Genomic DNA, 19,598 nt, shown 5'->3' with positions numbered 1-19,598 from the left:
CCGGCAAGGGCGGGCGCTCCCTGGTGGTGTTCTAGGACCGGTGCCGGTGCCGCTGCCGGTGCGGTAGGGGCGGGCCCCGGGCCGGTGCCGCTGCGCGGAGCCGCTCCCCCCCCCCCCCCCCCCCCCCTTCCCGTGCGTACGGCGGGCGCGCGGCCCGTCCGGGCTAGCCGGCCAGGCAGGAGGGGCCGAGGAGCACCTTGAGGTCGCCGAAGAGCGCCGGGTCGGGCTGGACCCGGTGCCGGTCGAGGCGCAGCACGGTGGTGGTGCGCGGCCCCTGGAGCTTGATCCGCACCTCGGTGTTGCCCTTGTGGTGGCGCAGGATCTCGCCCAGTCGGGTGACCATCGGCGGGGTGACCTTGACGGTGGGGATGGTGAGGACGACGGGGGCGTTGGTGCCGGCGGAGGAGAGGTCGGGGACCATCATCTCCATCGCGACCAGACGGGGGACGTCCTCGCGCTTGTCGAGGCGGCCCTTGACGAAGACGACGGTGTCCTCGACCAGCTGGGTGGAGACGAGCTGGTAGGTGGCGGGGAAGAACATGCACTCGATGGAGCCGGCGAGGTCCTCGACGGTGGCGATGGCCCAGGCGTTGCCCTGCTTGGTCATCTTGCGCTGGAGGCCGGAGATGATGCCGCCGATGGTGACGACGGCGCCGTCGGCGTGCTCGCCGCCGGTGAGCTGGGAGATGCCGGCGTCCGTCTTGTCGGAGAGGACGTGTTCGAGGCCGAAGAGCGGGTGGTCGGAGACGTAGAGGCCGAGCATCTCGCGCTCCTGGGCGAGCAGGTAGGACTTCTCCCACTCGACGTCGGAGAACTCCACGTCCAGGCCGAAGCCGGGCTCGCTGCTCTCCTCGTCACCCATTCCGCCGAAGAGGTCGAACTGTCCCTCGGCTTCCTTGCGCTTGACCGCGACCACGTTGTCGATCATCGATTCGTGGTGGGCGACCAGGCCCTTGCGGGTGTGGCCCATCTCGTCGTAGGCGCCGGCCTTGATCAGCGACTCGATGGTGCGCTTGTTGCAGACGACGGCCTCGACCTTGTCGAGGAAGTCGGGGAAGGAGGAGTACTTGCCCTTGGACTTCCGGGTCTTGATGATCGAGTCGACGACGTTCTGGCCGACGTTGCGGACGGCGGTGAGGCCGAAGAGGATCACGTCGTCGCCCTGGGCGGCGAAGTTGGACTCGGACTCGTTGACGTTGGGCGGGAGGACCTTGATGCCCATGCGCCGGCACTCGTTCAGGTAGATCGCGGACTTGTCCTTGTCGTCCTTGACCGAGGTGAGCAGGCCCGCCATGTACTCGGCGGGGTAGTTCGCCTTGAGGTAGGCGGTCCAGTAGGAGACGAGTCCGTACGCGGCCGAGTGGGCCTTGTTGAAGGCGTAGCCGGCGAAGGGGACCAGGACGTCCCAGAGGGCCTGGATGGCCTGGTCGGAGTAGCCGTTCTTGCGGGCACCGGCCTGGAAGATGGTGAAGTTCTTGGCGAGCTCCTCGGGCTTCTTCTTGCCCATCACGCGGCGCAGGATGTCGGCCTCGCCGAGCGAGTAGCCGGCGATGATCTGGGCGGCCTTCTGCACCTGCTCCTGGTAGACGATCAGGCCGTAGGTGACCGCGAGCACCTCTTCGAGCGGCTTCTCCAGCTCGGGGTGGATCGGGGTGATCTCCTGCTGCTTGTTCTTGCGCAGGGCGTAGTTCGTGTGCGAGTTCATGCCCATCGGGCCCGGGCGGTAGAGCGCGGACACGGCGGAGATGTCTTCGAAGTTGTCAGGCTTCATCAGGCGCAGCAGGGAGCGCATGGGCCCGCCGTCGAACTGGAAGACGCCGAGGGTGTCGCCCCGCTGGAGCAGCTCGAAGGTCTTGGGGTCGTCGAGCGGCAGGGCCAGGAGGTCGATGTCGATCCCCTTGTTGGCCTTCACCATCTTGACGGCGTCGTCCATGATCGTGAGGTTGCGCAGGCCGAGGAAGTCCATCTTCAGCAGGCCGAGCGACTCGCAGCTCGGGTAGTCCCACTGGGTGATGGTGACGCCGTCGGTGTGCCGCACCCAGACGGGCACGTGGTCGGTGATCTTCTCGCTGGACATGATGACGCCGGCGGCGTGCACGCCCATCTGGCGGACCAGGCCCTCGACGCCGCGGGCGGTGTCGATGACCTTCTTCACGTCGGGCTCGTTCTCGTACATGCTGCGGATCTCGCCGGCCTCGCTGTAGCGGGGGTGCGAGGGGTCGAGGATGCCGGAGAGCGGGATGCCCTTGCCGAGGACGTCGGCGGGCATGGCCTTGGTGAGGCGGTCGCCCATGGCGTACGGGTAGCCGAGGACGCGGGCGGAGTCCTTGATCGCGTTCTTGGCCTTGATGGTGCCGTAGGTGCCGATCATGGCGACCTTGTCGGCGCCGTACTTCTCGGTCACGTACCTGATCACCTCGACGCGCCGGCGCTCGTCGAAGTCGATGTCGACGTCGGGCATGGAGACGCGCTCGGGGTTGAGGAAGCGCTCGAAGATCAGGCCGTGCGGGATGGGGTCGAGGTCGGTGATGCCCATGGCGTACGCGACGATCGAGCCGGCCGCGGAGCCACGGCCGGGGCCGACCGCGATGCCCTGGTTCTTGGCCCACATGATGAAGTCGGCGACCACGAGGAAGTAGCCCGGGAAGCCCATCGAGATGATCGTGTCCATCTCGTACTCGACCTGCTTCATGCGGTCCTCGGGGATCCCGCCGGGGAAGCGGCGGTGCATGCCCCGCATGGTCTCCTCGCGGAACCAGGTGACCTCGGTGTAGCCCTCCGGGATGTCGAACTTCGGCATCAGGTTCCGGAACTTGAACATGCCCTCGGTGTCGACCTGCTCCGCCACCAGCCTGGTGTTGGCGCAGCCCTCCTGCCAGGCGTCCGAGGAGTCGATGGCGTACATCTCGTCCGTGGACTTCAGGTAGTAGCCGGAGCCGTCGAAGCGGAAGCGGTCGGGGTCCGAGAGGTTCTTGCCGGTCTGGATGCAGAGCAGGGCGTCGTGGGCGGCGGCCTCGTGCGCGTACGTGTAGTGGGAGTCGTTCGTGACCAGCGGCGGGATGCCGAGCTTCTTGCCGATCTCCAGCAGGCCGTCGCGGACCCGGCGCTCGATCTCGATGCCGTGGTCCATCAGCTCCAGGAAGTAGCGGCCCTCTCCGAAGATGTCCTTGTAGTCCGAGGCCGCCTTGATCGCCTCGTCGAACTGTCCGAGGCGCAGTCGCGTCTGGACCTCGCCGGAGGGGCAGCCGGTGGAGGCGATCAGGCCCTCCGACCACTGGGCGATGGTCTCCTTGTCCATCCGGGGCCACTTGGTCAGCCAGCCCTCGGCGTAGGCGTCGGAGGAGAGACGGAAGAGGTTGTGGAGGCCGGTGCTGTTCGCCGCCCAGATCGTCTTGTGCGTGTAACCGCCGGAACCGGAGACGTCGTCCCGCTTCTGGTGCGGCTGGCCCCACTGGATGCGCCGTTTGTTGCGCCGGGACTCGGGGGCCACGTACGCCTCGATACCGATGATCGGCGTGATCCCGGCCTTCTGGGCGGAGTGGAAGAAATCGTACGCACCGTGGAGGTTGCCGTGGTCGGACATGGCGATGTGCGTCATGCCCATTTCATTGCAGGCGGCGAACATGTCCTTCAGCCGAGCGGCACCGTCCAGCAGCGAGTACTGGGTGTGGACGTGCAGGTGCGTGAACGGCGTCTTGGACACGGTGTGGGCCTCCGGGGGAGAGAGGGGCGGCAGCTATGAATCCTACGTCGAGCGGGTGACACATCCGGGGCACGGAGCGATACGGTCGGGCGTTGCAGAACCAGGAACACGTGTCCGACGTCCAGTCGGTCAGAACCCGTACCACCCCGTGCACCAGGAGGCATCCGCCATGGCGGTTCCCGAGACGACCGACGAGCAGCGCGCCGAGCAGATACTCGATGTGTTCGACACCGCCTTCGGTGAGCTGCTCGCCGCCGACCCCGCCGCCTTCCAGGTCAAGTTCCGGAAGATGGCCGCCTCGGCCTTCGCCTTCTACCGGGGCACGGCCTGCCTCTTCTACGCCGACCTGGAGCGCGACCGGCACGGCGGCCCCTTCCTGGACGAGCGCACCGGCCGGGTCTGGATCCACGGCGACCTCCACGCCGAGAACTTCGGCACGTACATGGACTCCAACGGCCGGCTCGTCTTCAACGTCAACGACTTCGACGAGGCGTACGTGGGCCCCTTCACCTGGGACCTCAAGCGCTTCGCCGCCTCCGTGGCCCTGATCGGCTACACCAAGGCGCTCAGCGACGGGCAGATCAGCGACCTGGTGCGGACGTACGCGGCCGCCTACCGCGAACGGATCCACCTCCTGGCGACCGGGGCCAAGAACGAGGAGGTGCCCTCCTTCACCCTGGACACCGCCGAGGGCCCCCTGCTGGGCGCCCTGCGCGACGCCCGCTCGCGCACCCGCTTCGCCCTGCTGGACTCGATGACCGAGATCCGCGACCACGAGCGCCGCTTCTCGGAGGGCGGCGGGGCCATCGAGCTGGACGCCGCGACCCGCTACAAGGTGCTCGCCGCCTTCGACGGGTACCTGGAGACCCTCCCGGAGGAGTCCCTGGTCCGCCCGGACTCCTACCGGGTCAAGGACGTGGTGGGCCGCCGGGGCGTGGGCATAGGCTCGGCCGGGCTGCCCTCGTACAACATCCTGCTGGAGGGGCACAGCGACGCCCTGGAGAACGACGTCGTGATCTACCTCAAGCAGGCGCAGACCCCGGCCGTCTCCCGCCACATCACCGACCGGGCGGTCCGCGAGTACTTCCAGCACGAGGGCCACCGCACGGTGATCTCCCAGCGGGCCCTCCAGGCGCACGCCGACCCCTGGCTGGGCTGGACCGAGCTGGACGGCGCCGGGCAGCTGGTCGCGGAGGTCTCCCCGTACGCGGTGGACCTGGACTGGTCGGACCTGGACGACCCGGAGGAGATCGCGGCGGTCGTCGCGGACCTCGGCCGGGCCACCGCCACCATGCACGCCTCGGCCGACGAGGCGGAGAGCGGCCAGTCCCTGGTGCCCTTCTCCACGGAGCGGGCCATCGACGCGGCCATCGCCGCCGACGAGGAGGGCTTCCCGAAGCTCCTGGTCGACTTCGCCCACGCCTACGGGGCCCGGGCCCGCGCCGACCACCAGATCTTCGTGGACCTCTTCAGGAACGGCCGGATCACCGCGTAGACCACGGCTCCGGGGCCCGGCGGCGGGCCCCGGAGCGGCCGAGAAGGCACCCCGTGATCCGTCCCTCACAGGAAGCCGTGGCAGACTCGCGACGATGGACATATCAGGGGTGAGGATCCGAGGGCTGCGGGCCGCGCTGTTCAGCGCGCTCGTCGTGCTGCTCTCGGCCGGCTCCCACGTGCTCCTGTCCCGGGTGCCGCTGCCTCCCGCCCTGCTGGGCGGCGCCTTCGCCGGGGTGTTCGTGATCGCCTACGCCCTGGCCGGCCGCGAGCGGGGCTTCGGACCGATCGCCGGCCTGCTGGTCCCGCTGGAGCTGGCGGCCGACACCGTCTTCACCGCCGGGCAGCGCGTCTGCTACGGCCCCGCCGGCGGGCCGGTGGCCGGGCCGCTGCACGCCCTGGGCCTGGACGGGCTGTGCGGCGGGACCCCCGTGGGCGCGCCGCTGGCCGAGGTGGCCGGGCCCGTGGGCGACCCGGCCGCGCTGCTGTCCGCGCCGGGGCCGTGGACGCCCTGGCTGCTGCTCGGCGCCCACGTCGGGGTCGGGCTGATCGCCGCCGCCTGGCTGCGCCGCGGCGAGCGGGCGCTGGCCCGGCTGCTGCGGGCCGTGGCCGCCTTCGCCTTCCGGCCGCTGCTGCTGGCGGCGGCCTCGGTGGCGGCGGGTCCCGGCCGGGTCCGGCGGGCGCTTCCGGCGGCGCTTCCGGGCGCGGTGGCCCGTACCCGTTTCCCCGCGCATTCGGTGGGCCGGCGGGGACCTCCCGTACGGACGGCGACGCTCGCGAGCGTCTGACGCGTACGTACGGACAGTCCCCCCTCTTCCACCTCCCACGGAGATCACCATGAGTTCCCGCAACAGCCAGCAGAACAAGGCCGCCGCCCGCGAGAAGCTGCGCGCCGAGCGCGAGAAGCAGGCGAAGAAGGACAAGGCCCGCCGCCAGGTGTTCGTGGCCGGCGGCGTGGTCGCCGTCCTCGCGCTGGCCGGGGGCGTCGGCTACGCGGTCGTGCAGTCCAACCAGCCCGGCTACTGGGAGAAGGCCGCCGAGGCCACCCTGGTCAAGCCCAAGAACACCGAGGGCGCGGACGGCCTGACCGTGGTCATCGGCAAGCCCGAGGCGAAGAAGACCCTGGAGCTGTACGAGGACCCGCGCTGCCCCGCCTGCGCCGCCTTCGAGCAGTCGGTCGGCGAGCAGGTCAAGAAGGACGTGGACGCGGGCAAGTTCAAGCTCCGTTACATCGGCGCCACCTTCATCGACAACGGCGCCAAGGGCGAGGGCTCGAAGAACGCGCTCAGCGCGCTGGGCGCGGCGCTGAACGTCAGCCCGGAGGCCTTCCTCGACTACAAGGCGGCCCTCTACTCCAAGGCGCTGCACCCCGACGAGACCGTCGACAGCTTCGCCAAGGACGAGTACCTGCTGAAGGTCGCGGACACGGTCCCGGCGCTCAAGGGCAACGCCGAGTTCAAGAAGGCCGTCGAGGACGGCACGTACGACCGGTGGGCGATGGACATGTCGAACGCCTTCAACAAGTCGGGGGTGACGGGCACTCCGACGCTGAAGATGGACGGCAAGAAGATCGACACCCCGGCCACGCCGGAGGCGTTCACCGCCGCGATCGACAAGGCGCTCGCCGGCTGAACCGTCAGCAATACCGCCATAACGGGCGGGCGAACTCCCAGAGTTCGCCCGCCCGTTGTCGTCCGGTGACTGTTCCCGGCCACATACCGATCAGTAATATGACCACCCGTGACCAGTCATCTCACCCCCCTCTCTCCCGCGGCGGATTCCGCCGCGGGCGCGGCGAACCCGCGCCGTCGCACGGTCGTCCTGGCCGCCGCCGCCACGGCCGCCCTCGCGCCGATCGCCCTCGGCGCCTCCGCCGCCCGGGCGGCGGAAACCGCCCCCGCCTTCCTGCACGGCGTCGCCTCCGGCGACCCGCTGCCGGACGGCGTCCTGCTGTGGACCCGCGTCACCCCCGCCCCCGAGGCCGTCCCCGGCTCCGGTCTGGGCCCGGACACCGCCGTGGGCTGGGAGGTGGCCGAGGACAAGGCCTTCTCCCGCGTCGTCGCGCGCGGCTCCGTCACCGCGAGCGCCGCCTCCGACCACACCGTCAAGGTGGACGTGCGCGGCCTGCGCCCGCACACCCCGTACTGGTACCGCTTCACCGCCGGCGCCACCGTCTCCCCCGCCGCCCGCACCCTGACCGCCCCCGCGGCCGACGCGGCCACCGCGGGCGTGCGCTTCGGCGTGGTCTCCTGCTCCAACTGGGAGTCCGGCTACTTCTCGGCGTACCGGCACCTGGCCGCCCGCACCGACCTGGACGCGGTGCTGCACCTGGGCGACTACATCTACGAGTACCAGACCGGCGAGTACCCGGCCGCGAAGTACGTCGTACGCCCGCACGAGCCGAAGAACGAGATCGTCTCGCTGGCCGACTACCGGATCCGGCACGGCCAGTACAAGACGGACCGCGACGCCCAGGCGCTGCACGCGGCCCACCCCATCGTGGCCATCTGGGACGACCACGAGTTCGCCGACAACGCCTGGTCCGGCGGCGCCACCAACCACACCCCCGCGACCGAGGGCGACTGGGCGGCCCGCGCGGCCGCGGCCAAGCAGGCGTACTTCGAGTGGATGCCCGTGCGCGCCTCCATCGCGGGTACCGTGTACCGCCGCCTGCGCTTCGGCAACCTGGCCGACCTGCACCTGCTGGACCTGCGCTCGTTCCGCTCGGAGCAGGTCAAGGCCGGCAGCGGCGCGGTGGACGACCCGGAGCGCACCATCACCGGGCGGGCGCAGCTGGACTGGCTCAAGGCCGGCCTGGCGGGCTCGACGGCGACCTGGAAGCTGGTCGGCACCTCGGTGATGATCTCGCCGGTGGCCTTCGGCTCGCTGCCCGCGCAGCTGCTCCAGCCGCTCACGCACCTCCTGGGCCTGCCCGAGGGCGGTCTCGCGGTCAACACGGACCAGTGGGACGGCTACACGGACGATCGCAAGGAGCTCCTGGGCCACTTGAAGGACCGGAACATCAAGAACACGGTGTTCCTGACCGGTGACATCCACATGGCCTGGGCGAACGACGTCCCGGTGAACATGGCCACGTACCCGGGATCGGGCACGGTGGGCACCGAGTTCGTGGTCACCTCGGTGACCTCGGACAACATAGACGACACCCTGCACGTACTGCCGCACACCGTGTCGGTGGTGGCGGAATCGGCCATCAAGGCCGCGAACTGGCACGTGAAGTGGCTGGACATGGACTCGCACGGCTACGGCGTGCTGGACGTGACGGCCGAGCGCTCGCAGATGGACTACTACGTGGTCTCGGACAAGCGGCGCCAGGACGCGACCTCCTCCTGGGCCCGCTCGTACCGCACCCTGAACGGAACGCAGAAGGTGGAGCGGGTCGACCAGCCCGTCCGCTGATCTTTCTGACATACCGTCAAATCTGTTGCGGAACGGGGCTCCTGGTGCAGACCAGGAGCCCCGGATGTACCCCGGGCAACAAATCTTTAACTTCCGGGTACTTGCGAAATGAATGACATGCACACATAAACTTCCGGCCAGCGTGAGGAAATACCTCACCCCCCACCACGCTTGCCGAGGAGTCACCGTGCGCGCCGTTGCCCGCATATCCCCCCTTCTCCGCCGCCGCCTCATGGGTACGGCCGTCCTGGCCTCCACCCTGGCGTTCGCCCCGCTGACGGCCCCCACCACCGTCGCCGCCGCCCCGAAGACCGGTGCCGAGGCCTGTGCCGAGCAGGGCTCCGCCCCTGCCAACGCCCGTGTCGCCAAGCCCAAGGACAGCCACGCGGCCGAGCCCAACGAGCTGTCCGAGGCCCAGACCAAGGCCATGGACGCGGACCTCAAGAAGAAGCTCGGCCAGATGCAGCTGTCGCCGCAGCAGGTCTTCGGCGCGCGCGAGGGCGTCAGCTCCCTGGCCGCCGCCACGACCATCCCGGTGTACGTCCACGTGATCACGTCCGGCACCCAGGGCAAGCTGACCGCCACGGACATCACCAACCAGATCAACGTCCTCAACGCCGCCTACAGCGGCAAGGGCAACGGCAACGTCGACTCCGGCTTCCAGTTCTCCCTGGCCGGCACCGACTACACCGACAACGACGCCTGGTACAACGTCTCGGACGGCACCCAGGCCGAGAAGGACATGAAGAACGCCCTGCGCAAGGGCGGCAAGAACGCGCTCAACCTCTACACCGCCAACCTCGGCGGCGGCCTCCTCGGCTGGGCGACCTTCCCGAGCTCCTACGCCTCCGCCCCGGCGATGGACGGCGTGGTCATCCTCAACACCTCGCTGCCCGGCGGCTCCGCCGCCAACTACAACGAGGGCGACACCGCCACCCACGAGGTCGGCCACTGGATGGGCCTGTACCACACCTTCCAGGGCGGCTGCTCGGGCAGCGGCGACTCCGTCTCCGACACCCCGGCCGAGAAGAGCGCGGCCTTCGAGTGCCCGACCGGCCGTGACTCCTGCACCACGAAGGCGGGCGTGGACCCGATCCACAACTTCATGGACTACACGTACGACTCCTGCATGTACCAGTTCACCGCCGGCCAGGTGGCCCGCATGAAGAGCATGTGGACCGCCTACCGCGCCTGATCGCGCTCAGCGCTCCACACACCACGCACGGCGGGGCCCGGCGCAGCACGCGCCGGGCCCCGGCCCGTTCGCTCCCCGTTCCCCTACAGGCTGTCGAGGAACGCCAGCGCGATCCGCCAGACCTCCTCGGCGGCGTCCGCGTCGTAGTCGTCGAGGCCGGGGTCCGTGAACAGGTGCCCGGCACCCGGGTAGCTGTGGATCTCGACGTCCGCCCCGGCCCGCCGCATCCGCAGGTACCAGGCCGTCAGCCAGTCGTGCGTCTCGAAGGGGTCGGGGTCGGCCATGTGCAGCTGCACCGGCAGCTCGTCGGCCGAGGCGTCTTCCTCCAGGTCCGCCGTGCCGTGCAGGAGCAGCAGCCCGCGCGCCTTGTCGTCGGCCAGTGCCAGGTGCTGGGCGACGGAGCCGCCGAAGTCGAACCCGGCGTAGACCAGGCCCTGGTCGGAGAAGGGCGCCGAGGCCAGCACCGCCCGCTTGAGCAGCTCGTCGCGGCCCACCTCCTCCAGGTGGGCCACGCCCTCCTCGAACGTCTCGAACGTACGGCCCTCGAAGAGGTCGGGCACCTGCACCTGGTGTCCGGCGGCACGCAGCCGGTCGGCCGCCGCGTGCACCGCGGGCCGCAGCCCGTACGTCGAGTGGAAGAGCATGATGTTCATGCCTCCCATCGTGCCATTGCCCGGAAAGGGAGGAGTCCGGCGGCGCCCCGTGGATAGGTTCTCCCGCATGGAGATGGAGAACGTCCTGCGCCCCGCCGCCGCCGTCTGCGCCGTCCTGCTCCTCACCCTGCCCGCCGGCCGGCTCCTCGACCTGCTGCTGCGCCGGGCCGACGCCCGGCACTCCGAGACACCCCTGTGGGGCCTGCTGCGCCGCTGCGTCCCGCCGTTCCGGCTGGTGCTGGCCACGGCCGCGCTCCAGACCGGGTACCGGCCGGCGCACATCCTGCCCGGCCGGGCGGACGGTCTGGGCCACGTCCTGACCCTGGTGCAGATCGCCTCCACCGCCTGGCTGCTCGTCGGCGTCGCCACCGCCGTCGTCGACTCCGCGTACACCCGCTACGCCGCCTCCGCGCCGGACGACGCCCGGGTACGGCGGGTGCGCACCCAGGTCACCCTGATCCAGCGGGCGCTCACCGCCGTGGCCGTCGTGGTCGCCGCCGCCGCGATGCTGCTGACCTTCCCCGCGATGCGCACCGTCGGGGCCTCGGTGCTGGCCTCGGCCGGGGTGCTCGGCATCGTGGCCGGCATCGCCGCCCAGGCCACCCTCGGCAACCTCTTCGCCGGGCTCCAGATCGCCTTCGGCGACACCGTGCGCATCGGGGACACGGTGGTCGTGGACAAGGAGTGGGGCAAGGTCGAGGAGATCACCCTGACCTCCCTGGTGGTCCGCACCTGGGACGAGCGCCGGATCACGATGCCGGTGTCGTACTTCACGAGCAAGCCGTACGAGAACTGGTCGCGCGGCGGCGCCCAGATGACCGGCACCGTCATCTGGCACCTGGACCACTCGGCCCCCGTCGCGCTGATGCGGGACAAGCTCGCGGAGCTCCTCGGGGACATCCCCGAGTGGGACGGCCGCACGGCCGGCCTGGCGGTCACGGACACCACCCCGACCACCATCGTGGTCCGCGCGGTGGTCACCGCGAAGGACGCCGACGACGTGTGGACCCTGCGCTGCGCGGTCCGCGAGCAACTGATCACCTGGCTGGCGGCGCACCACCCGTACGCCCTCCCCCGCGTCACCCCGGCGGAGCCACCGCTACGGGCCTGACCCGCGCCGCCGTCGCCGGAGAGGCGCCACGCTCCTGCGCGCCTACGCGCTCCGCAGGCTGCGGACGTCCAGGTGGCGCAGGACGCGGTCGACGATCTCCGGGTCGGCCCCCGGTTCACTGCGGGCCGACAGGACCTCGTGGCGGGCGGCGGACATCATCTCGCGCTGGATCCGCTGGACCTGGCGGATCCGCTCGACCCGCTTCGCGTACGCCTCCCGCCGCTCCTCGTCGACCAGGTCGGGGCTGATCCTCGCCCCCACGTCGTACGCGCGCCGGTACAGGACCTCGACCAGGTCCTCCGGGAGGTCCTCGACCTGCTCGATCTCCCTGAGCCGCCGCTTCGCCGCCTTCGCCGCGCGCAGGGCGAGCGCCCGCTCGGTCTCCCGTTCGGCGTCCGTGTCGGGCTCCACCCCCAGACGCCGCACCAGCCACGGCAGGGTCAGCCCCTGGAACACCAGGGTCGCCATGATCACGGCGAAGGCGATGAAGATGATCTCGTCGCGGTCCGGGAAGGCGTCCCCCGCGTCGGTCCGCAGCGGGAGGGCCAGGGCCAGCGCGACGGAGGCGACCCCGCGCATCCCCGCCCACCACATCACCACGCTCTCCCGCCAGCTCAGCGGGATCTCCTCGGCGTAGTCGCGCCGGCCGTGCAGCTTCTTCGCGAGCCAGCCCGCCGGCAGCAGCCACGCCAGCCGCACCCCCACCACCACGGCGACCACGGCCGCCGCCCAGCCGGCCATCTCCCCCTCGCGGCCCTTGGCGACGCCGAAGACGTTGTGCAGCTCCAGCCCGATCAGGCCGAAGGCCACGCCGGTGACGAGGACGTCGATGACCTCCCAGAAGGTGTGCCCCGCGAGCCGGCCCAGCACGTCGTCGGCGTCGGTCGCGTACTCGGCGAGGAACAGGGCGGTGGTCAGCACGGCCAGCACCCCCGACCCGAGCAGCTCCTCGGCCACCACGTACGAGACGAACGGCACCAGCAGCGTCAGCCCGATCTGGAGGGTGGCGTCGTCGAGCCGGCCCATCAGCCGGTTGGTGGCCCAGCCGAGCGCGAGCCCGACGGCCACGGCCACCACCGCGGACAGGACGAACTCCCCGAGCGCGTCGGGCCAGGAGAAGCTGCCGCTCACCGCGGCGGCGACGGCCACGTGGTACAGCACGATGGCGGTGACGTCGTTGAAGAGCCCCTCGCCCTCCAGGATCGACACCATGCGGCGCGGCAGCCCGAGCGATCCGGCCACGGCGGTGGCCGCGACGGGGTCGGGCGGGGCGACGAGCGCGCCGAGCGCGACGGCCGCCGCGATGGGCAGCCCGGGGACGACGGCGTTCGCGACGGCGGCCACGGCGGCGGTGGTCACGAAGACCAGGGCCACGGCCAGCAGCAGGATCGGCCGGACGTTCGCCGCGAACTGCCGCCACGAGGTGCGTTGCGCGGAGGCGTACAGCAGGGGCGGCAGCAGCAGGGGGAGGATGTACTCGGGCGGGATGTTCACGTTGGGCACGGCAGGCACCAGCGCCAGCACCACCCCGCCGAGGGTCATCAGCACGGGCGCGGGCAGCCCCAGCCGGTCGCCGAGGGGCACGGTGACCACGGCCCCGAGCAGCAGGACGAAGAGCAGAGCGAGCTGATCCACTCCCCTACCCTGCCAGGAGGCCGCGCCGCTTCCGGGGATTGGACTCCCCGGGCCCCTACTGGCTTTCGGCGCGGATCACGTCGAGGGCGTGCTGGAGGTCGGCGGGGTAGCCGCTCTCGAACTCCACCCACTGCCCGTCCGCCGGGTGCTCGAAGCCCAGACGCACCGCGTGCAGCCACTGACGGGTCAGTCCCAGCCGCTTGGCGACCGTCGGGTCGGCCCCGTACGTCAGGTCGCCGACGCACGGGTGCCGGTGCGCCGACATGTGCACGCGGATCTGGTGCGTACGCCCCGTCTCCAGCTTGATGTCCAGCAGCGACGCAGCCCGGAAGGCCTCGATCAGGTCGTAGTGCGTGACGGACGGCTTGCCGTCCTGGGTGACCGCCCACTTGTAGTCCGCGCTCGGGTGCCGCCCGATCGGCGCGTCGATGGTGCCGCTCATCGGGTCAGGGTGCCCCTGCACCAGCGCGTGGTACCGCTTGTCCACGACCCGCTCGCGGAACTGGTTCTTCAGCGAGGTGTACGCCCGCTCCGACTTGGCCACCGCCATCAGGCCGGACGTGCCGACGTCGAGGCGGTGCACGATGCCCTGGCGCTCGGAGGCGCCCGAGGTGGAGATCCGGTAGCCGGCCGCGGCGAGGCCGCCGATGACGGTGGTGCCGGTCCAGCCGGGGCTCGGGTGGGCGGCGACGCCGACCGGCTTCATGATGACCACGACGTCGTCGTCGTCGTGGATGATCTCCATGCCGGGCACCGGCTCGGCCACGAGCTCGACCGGCCGCGGCGGGGCGGGCATCTCGACTTCCAGCCAGGCGCCGCCGTGCACGCGCTCGGACTTGCCGACGACGCTGCCGTCGACCGAGACCTTCCCCTCCGCCGCCAGTTCGGCCGCCTTCGTCCGGGAAAAACCGAACATACGGGCGATGGCGGCGTCGACGCGCTCGCCTTCCAGGCCATCGGGAACGGGCAGGGTGCGGATCTCGGGAATCGTACTCACCCGTCGAGTATGCCGGACCCGGCGGAGGACCATTCCCGCGCGCGTCCCCGAGGTCAGTCCTTGTGGACGGTGCCGTCCGGGTCCAGACCCTTGAAGGACAGCAGGACGATCAGGATCCCGCCGCACACGATCGCCGAGTCGGCGAGGTTGAAGACGGCGAAGTGGGCGGGCGCGATGAAGTCGACCACGGCCCCACGGAACACGCCCGGCGAGCGGAAGATCCGGTCGGTCAGGTTGCCCAGCGCGCCGCCCAGCAGCAGGCCCAGGGCGATCGCCCACGGCAGGCTGTACAGCTTGCGGGCCAGCCGGACGATCACCACGATCACGGTCGCCGCGATCAGGGTGAAGATGATCGTGAAGGCCTCGCCGAAGCCGAAGGCCGCGCCCGGGTTGCGGATCGCGTCGAACTTCAGCAGGTCCCCGACGATCTCGATCGGGGGCTGGTGCTCCAGCCTGGCCACGACCAGCATCTTGCTGCCGAGGTCGAGCAGGTACGCCAGCACCGCGACCACGAGCAGCGCCGTGATCCGCCTGCGCCCCCGGCGGGCCGCGGGCTCCGACTGCGGCTCGGCGTCGTCTCCGACTTCCGGCGTACCGATGATGCGCTCCGCCTCTGCCACGTGAGTCCCTCGAACTAGCCCGATCCCGACGAGACACGAGAGTACGTCAGTGTCCGTACGTCCTGGCTAGTGCCTTCGCTCCTGCTTCTGCTTGCAGTCCACGCACAGCGTCGCCCGCGGGAAGGCCTGCATCCTGGCCTTGCCGATGGGCTTGCCGCAGTTCTCGCACAGCCCGTACGTGCCCGCCTCCAGCCGTTCCAGGGCCCGCTCGGTCTGCTCCAGCATGGAGGTGGCGTTCGCGGCGAGGGCCAGCTCGGACTCCCGGGTGATGTTCTTGGTGCCGGTGTCGGCCTGGTCGTCGCCCGCGCCGTCGCCCGAGTCCCGCATCAGACCGGAGATGGCCATCTCGGAGGCCTCCAGCTCCACGCGCAGCCGCATCACCTCCGAGAGCAGCTCCGTACGGGCCTCCGCGACCTCCGTGGGGGTCCAGGGCTCCTCCCCGGGGCGTACGGCGAGCTCGCCGGGGTTCGCGGCCACGGCGCCGCCGGCCGTGTCGTCGGCCGTCTTGCGGGCCGTACCCGCGGTCTTCTTGGCAACCACTTTCCGAGCTCCCGTCTTCTGCGCGGCCGGGGCCGCCCCCTCGGCCGCGGCCGTCCCGGCCGGGCCCCTTCCCGTACTGCGCCCGCCCGAAGCGGCGGGGGCCGCCTCGGCCGGAGCCTTCCTGGCCGCCGTCTTCTTCAGGGCCGCCGCCTTCTTCACGGCGGCCTCCTCGCCCGGGGGCCGCCCGTCCACGGCCTTCTTCGCCGCGGCCTTCTTCGCCACGGTCTTCCTGGCCGGGGCCGCCTTCTTCGCCACGGCCTTCTTGGCCACGGTCTTCTTCGCCGCGGCCTTCTTCGCCGTGGTCTTCTTCGCCGCGGCAGCCTTCTTCGCCGGGGTCGCCTTCTGCGGAGCGGCCCGTTCGGCGGCAGCCGTGGAGCCCGGCACAGCAGCCACCTCCCGTGTCGCCGTCTTCTTCGCCACCATGGCCGCGGCCCCTTTTCACCGGATGTGGCCTTTTTAGCCAAATCGTGCCGGAACGATAAATCGCCTCCGACCCCACGGCAACGGGGCACGCGTCCATCGAGGTCAACCTGCATCCGTTGTGCCCAGCGCAGGCCCCCGTAATCCGCCCCGCCGCCCCCGGCGGATCCCCGGACGGCCCATCGGGCCGTCCGGGTCACCCCCGAGCCCTCCGCGGCCCGCCCGCGGCCCGCCCTTTAACCGGTCTGCCGACCCGCCCCCCGGCCCGTACACTGGGCGCAGCGAAAGGCATGGATGGGGACGAGTAGCGTCGGACGCAGCCAGGAGCGACCCGGGGACGGTGAGAGCCCGGGGGCGAGCGCGACGTGAAGGATCACCCCGGAGCCGCCGGAAGAAAGCCCGCACGGGATCCCCGTGGGGCCGGTAGAACCGGCTTCGCACCCCAATGAGGGGGCCGCCGGACCCGTCCGGAGGCCAAGGAGGGTGGTACCGCGGGAGCAGCAGCGCTCTCGTCCCTCCGGACGGAAGTGACACACCCGCCGGAGGAAGAGTTCAGCCTCATGACCACACCGCCGCAGTACCGCCCGGTACCCGCCCAGGTCGACCTGCCCGCCCTCGAACACGCCGTCCTCGACTTCTGGCGCGAGAGCAAGACCTTCGCCAAGACGCTGGAGCAGTCCGAGGGACGCCCCGAGTGGGTCTTCTACGAGGGCCCGCCCACCGCGAACGGCATGCCCGGTGCGCACCACATCGAGGCCCGCGTCTTCAAGGACGTCTTCCCCCGCTTCCGCACCATGCGCGGCTACCACGTGGCCCGCAAGGCCGGCTGGGACTGCCACGGCCTGCCGGTCGAGCTCGCCGTCGAGAAGGAGCTCGGCTTCAACGGCAAGCAGGACATCGAGGCGTACGGCATCGCCGAGTTCAACGCGAAGTGCCGTGAGTCCGTGACCCGCCACACCGACGCGTTCACCGAGCTCACGACCCGCATGGGCTACTGGGTCGACCTGGACGACGCGTACCGGACCATGGACCCCGAGTACGTGGAATCGGTCTGGTGGTCGCTGAAGGAGATCTTCAACAAGGGCCTGCTGGTCCAGGACCACCGCGTCGCCCCCTGGTGCCCGCGCTGCGGCACCGGCCTCTCGGACCACGAGCTGGCGCAGGGCTACGAGACGGTCGTCGACCCCTCGGTCTACGTCCGCTTCCCGCTGACCTCCGGCCCGCTCGCGGGCGGGGCCGCGCTCCTGGTGTGGACGACCACCCCGTGGACCCTGGTGTCCAACACGGCGGTCGCCGCCCACCCCGACGTCACGTACGTCGTCGCCACGAACGGCGAGGAGAACCTGGTCGTCGCCGAGCCGCTGCTGGAGAAGGCCCTCGGCGAGGGCTGGGAGGCCACCGGCCAGAGCTTCACCGGCAAGGAGATGGAGCGCTGGACCTACGAGCGCCCGTTCTCCCTCGTGGAGTTCCCGGAGCCCGCCCACTACGTCGTGAACGCCGAGTACGTCACGACCGAGGACGGCACCGGTCTGGTCCACCAGTCCCCCGCCTTCGGCGCCGACGACCTCGCGGTCTGCCGCGCCTACGGCCTGCCGGTCGTGAACCCGGTCCGTCCCGACGGCACCTTCGAGGAGGACGTCCCGCTCGTCGGCGGCGTCTTCTTCAAGAAGGCCGACGAGAAGCTGACCGCCGACCTCGACGCGCGCGGCCTGCTCTTCAAGCACATCGCCTACGAGCACAGCTACCCGCACTGCTGGCGCTGCCACACGGCCCTGCTCTACTACGCGCAGCCGTCCTGGTACATCCGCACCACCGCCGTCAAGGACGCGATGCTGCGGGAGAACGAGAAGACGAACTGGTTCCCCGAGTCGGTCAAGCAGGGCCGCTTCGGCGACTGGCTGAACAACAACATCGACTGGGCGCTCTCCCGCAACCGCTACTGGGGCACCCCGCTGCCGATCTGGCGCTGCGAGGAGGACCACCTCACCTGCGTCGGCTCGCGCGCCGAGCTGTCCGAGCTCTCCGGCCAGGACCACTCGGAGCTGGACCCGCACCGCCCCTACATCGACGACGTCACGTTCACGTGCACGCACGAGGGCTGCTCCCTGACCGCCGTCCGCGTGCCGGAGGTCATCGACGCCTGGTACGACTCGGGCTCGATGCCGTTCGCGCAGTGGGGCTACCCGTACAAGAACAAGGAGATCTTCGAGAAGCGCTACCCGGCGCAGTTCATCTCGGAGGCGATCGACCAGACCCGCGGGTGGTTCTACACCCTGATGGCGGTCGGCACCCTGGTCTTCGACAAGTCCTCCTACGAGAACGTGGTCTGCCTGGGCCACATCCTCGCCGAGGACGGCCGCAAGATGTCCAAGCACCTGGGCAACATCCTCCAGCCGATCCCGCTCATGGACCAGCACGGCGCGGACGCGGTGCGCTGGTTCATGGCGGCCGGCGGCTCCCCGTGGGCGGCGCGGCGCGTGGGTCACGGCACCATCCAGGAGGTCGTGCGCAAGACGCTCCTCACGTACTGGAACACCGTGGCCTTCCAGGCCCTGTACGCCCGGACGTCCGAGTGGGCCCCCTCGGAGGCCGACCCGGCACCGGCGGACCGCACGGTGCTGGACAAGTGGCTGCTGTCCGAGCTGAACACCCTCGTGACCGAGGTCACGGACGCGATGGAGTCGTACGACACCCAGCGCGCCGGCAAGCTGCTGTCCGCCTTCGTGGACGACCTGTCCAACTGGTACGTGCGCCGCTCGCGCCGCCGGTTCTGGCAGGGCGACAAGGCGGCCCTGCGCACCCTGCACGAGGTCGTCGAGACGGTCACCCGGCTGATGGCGCCCCTGACCCCCTTCATCACGGAGCGGGTCTGGCAGGACATGGTCGTCCCGGTCACCCCGGGGGCGCCGGAGTCGGTGCACCTGTCCACGTGGCCGACGGCGGACGCCTCGGCGGTCGACCCGGTCCTCTCCCAGCAGATGCTGCTGGTCCGCCGCCTGGTGGAGCTGGGCCGGGCCACGCGCGCCGAGTCGGGCGTCAAGACCCGCCAGCCGCTGTCGCGCGCGCTGGTCGGCGCGGTGGGCTTCGACGCGCTGTCGCCGGAGCTCCAGGCGCAGATCACGGAGGAGCTGAACGTCTCCTCGCTGGCCTCGCTCTCCGAGGTGGGCGGCTCGCTGGTCGACACGACGGCGAAGGCGAACTTCCGGGCGCTGGGCAAGCGGTTCGGCAAGGGCGTGCAGGACGTGGCGAAGGCCGTGGCCGCGGCGGACGCGGCGGCCCTGTCCCTGGCCCTGCGGTCCGGCTCGGCGGTCGTGACGGTGAACGGGGAGGAGGTCACCCTCACCCCCGAGGAGGTCATCATCACCGAGACCCCGCGCGAGGGCTGGTCGGTGGCCTCGGACTCCGGCGCCACGGTCGCGCTCGACCTGGAGATCACGGCGGAGCTGCGGCTGGCGGGGCTCGCGCGTGACGCGATCCGGCTGATCCAGGAGGCCCGGAAGAACTCCGGCCTGGATGTCGCGGACCGCATCGCCCTGCGGTGGTCTTCGACGTCGCCGGAGGTCGTCACGGCCCTGACGGACCACGCGGCCCTGATCGCGGACGAGGTCCTGGCGACGGACTTCGCCTCCGGCGAGGCCGACGCGTCGTACGGCGCCCCCTTCGAGGACGAGTCCCTCGCGCTGACGTTCCGCCTCCGCAAGGCGTAACCCGGCCCACCGAAGCGGGGGGGGGGGGGGGGGGGGGGGGGGGGGGCGGGGGGGGGGGGGGGGGGGGGGGGCGCGGCGCGGGGGGCGCGGGCGCGGCGGGGGG

13 protein-coding genes are annotated in these 19,598 nt (G+C 70.9%); 7 read left to right on the top strand and 6 right to left on the bottom strand.

The features are described 5' to 3' along the window. Nucleotides 1-163: 163 nt before the first annotated feature. Nucleotides 164-3,703: a DNA polymerase III subunit alpha gene (gene dnaE / locus WDV06_RS30435; protein ID WP_395513025.1), complete on the bottom strand. Its 3,540-nt coding sequence runs from the start codon at nucleotides 3,701-3,703 to the stop codon at nucleotides 164-166. A gap of 169 nt (nucleotides 3,704-3,872) precedes the next feature. Here dnaE and WDV06_RS30430 point away from each other — a divergent pair, with 169 nt between their 5' ends. The 5 genes from WDV06_RS30430 (at nucleotide 3,873) to WDV06_RS30410 (ending at nucleotide 9,812) form a co-directional block, all read left to right on the top strand. Continuing rightward, the gene (locus WDV06_RS30430; protein WP_395513024.1) at nucleotides 3,873-5,198 is read left to right on the top strand and encodes a DUF2252 domain-containing protein; all 1,326 of its coding nucleotides are present in this window, start codon (nucleotides 3,873-3,875) and stop codon (nucleotides 5,196-5,198) included. Nucleotides 5,199-5,292: 94 nt separating this feature from the next. Continuing rightward, nucleotides 5,293-5,985, top strand: a complete 693-nt coding sequence (locus tag WDV06_RS30425) for a hypothetical protein (RefSeq protein ID WP_395513023.1) — start codon at nucleotides 5,293-5,295, stop codon at nucleotides 5,983-5,985. Between the two features lie 49 nt (nucleotides 5,986-6,034). Then, nucleotides 6,035-6,829: a DsbA family protein gene (locus WDV06_RS30420; RefSeq protein WP_395513022.1), complete on the top strand. Its 795-nt coding sequence runs from the start codon at nucleotides 6,035-6,037 to the stop codon at nucleotides 6,827-6,829. A gap of 108 nt (nucleotides 6,830-6,937) precedes the next feature. Next, nucleotides 6,938-8,617: an alkaline phosphatase D family protein gene (locus tag WDV06_RS30415; RefSeq protein WP_395513021.1), complete on the top strand. Its 1,680-nt coding sequence runs from the start codon at nucleotides 6,938-6,940 to the stop codon at nucleotides 8,615-8,617. A gap of 232 nt (nucleotides 8,618-8,849) precedes the next feature. Further along, entirely contained in the window at nucleotides 8,850-9,812 is a 963-nt protein-coding gene (locus WDV06_RS30410) for a zinc metalloprotease (protein ID WP_395513027.1), read from the top strand. 83 nt (nucleotides 9,813-9,895) lie between these two features. Here WDV06_RS30410 and WDV06_RS30405 read toward each other — a convergent pair whose 3' ends face one another. Then, nucleotides 9,896-10,465 carry a dienelactone hydrolase family protein gene (locus tag WDV06_RS30405; RefSeq protein ID WP_395513020.1) on the bottom strand — a complete coding sequence of 190 codons (570 nt, stop codon included), beginning with the start codon at nucleotides 10,463-10,465 and terminating at the stop codon, nucleotides 9,896-9,898. Nucleotides 10,466-10,538: 73 nt separating this feature from the next. On the opposite strand from WDV06_RS30405, the gene WDV06_RS30400 reads away from it, so the two are divergent. Continuing rightward, complete coding sequence (locus tag WDV06_RS30400) at nucleotides 10,539-11,576, top strand: mechanosensitive ion channel family protein (RefSeq protein ID WP_395513026.1); 1,038 nt, start codon at nucleotides 10,539-10,541, stop codon at nucleotides 11,574-11,576. Between the two features lie 42 nt (nucleotides 11,577-11,618). Here the strand turns inward: WDV06_RS30400 and WDV06_RS30395 are convergent, their stop codons facing one another. From WDV06_RS30395 to WDV06_RS30380, 4 genes are all read right to left on the bottom strand, one after another. Then, the gene (locus tag WDV06_RS30395) at nucleotides 11,619-13,211 is read right to left on the bottom strand and encodes a Na+/H+ antiporter (protein WP_395513019.1); all 1,593 of its coding nucleotides are present in this window, start codon (nucleotides 13,209-13,211) and stop codon (nucleotides 11,619-11,621) included. Nucleotides 13,212-13,266: 55 nt separating this feature from the next. Beyond that, nucleotides 13,267-14,208: an RluA family pseudouridine synthase gene (locus tag WDV06_RS30390; RefSeq protein ID WP_395513018.1), complete on the bottom strand. Its 942-nt coding sequence runs from the start codon at nucleotides 14,206-14,208 to the stop codon at nucleotides 13,267-13,269. 53 nt (nucleotides 14,209-14,261) lie between these two features. Further along, nucleotides 14,262-14,828: a signal peptidase II gene (lspA, locus tag WDV06_RS30385; RefSeq protein WP_395513017.1), complete on the bottom strand. Its 567-nt coding sequence runs from the start codon at nucleotides 14,826-14,828 to the stop codon at nucleotides 14,262-14,264. Nucleotides 14,829-14,894: 66 nt separating this feature from the next. Then, a complete protein-coding gene (locus WDV06_RS30380; RefSeq protein WP_395513016.1) occupies nucleotides 14,895-15,791 on the bottom strand; it encodes a TraR/DksA family transcriptional regulator in 897 nt (298 codons plus the stop codon). 557 nt (nucleotides 15,792-16,348) lie between these two features. Here WDV06_RS30380 and ileS point away from each other — a divergent pair. Beyond that, complete coding sequence (gene ileS / locus WDV06_RS30375; protein WP_395513015.1) at nucleotides 16,349-19,495, top strand: isoleucine--tRNA ligase; 3,147 nt, start codon at nucleotides 16,349-16,351, stop codon at nucleotides 19,493-19,495. The last annotated feature ends 103 nt before the right edge of the window (nucleotides 19,496-19,598 follow it).

The organism is Streptomyces racemochromogenes (assembly GCF_044129415.1).
Taxonomy (GTDB): domain Bacteria; phylum Actinomycetota; class Actinomycetes; order Streptomycetales; family Streptomycetaceae; genus Streptomyces; species Streptomyces racemochromogenes_A.
Note: the sequence above shows the minus strand (reverse complement) of the source record. Positions and strands in the feature narration are given on the sequence as shown.

What these genes read in the sequence shown, in the direction of transcription:
- WDV06_RS30430 (WP_395513024.1), top strand. Translation starts at nt 3,873, where the DNA reads ATGGCGGTTCCCGAGACGACCGACGAGCAGCGCGCCGAGCAGATACTC.
- WDV06_RS30400 (WP_395513026.1), top strand. Translation starts at nt 10,539, where the DNA reads ATGGAGAACGTCCTGCGCCCCGCCGCCGCCGTCTGCGCCGTCCTGCTC.
- WDV06_RS30425 (WP_395513023.1), top strand. Translation starts at nt 5,293, where the DNA reads ATGGACATATCAGGGGTGAGGATCCGAGGGCTGCGGGCCGCGCTGTTC.
- WDV06_RS30410 (WP_395513027.1), top strand. Translation starts at nt 8,850, where the DNA reads ATGGGTACGGCCGTCCTGGCCTCCACCCTGGCGTTCGCCCCGCTGACG.
- WDV06_RS30405 (WP_395513020.1), bottom strand. Translation starts at nt 10,465, where the DNA reads ATGAACATCATGCTCTTCCACTCGACGTACGGGCTGCGGCCCGCGGTG.
- WDV06_RS30380 (WP_395513016.1), bottom strand. Translation starts at nt 15,791, where the DNA reads ATGGTGGCGAAGAAGACGGCGACACGGGAGGTGGCTGCTGTGCCGGGC.
- WDV06_RS30420 (WP_395513022.1), top strand. Translation starts at nt 6,035, where the DNA reads ATGAGTTCCCGCAACAGCCAGCAGAACAAGGCCGCCGCCCGCGAGAAG.
- ileS (WP_395513015.1), top strand. Translation starts at nt 16,349, where the DNA reads ATGACCACACCGCCGCAGTACCGCCCGGTACCCGCCCAGGTCGACCTG.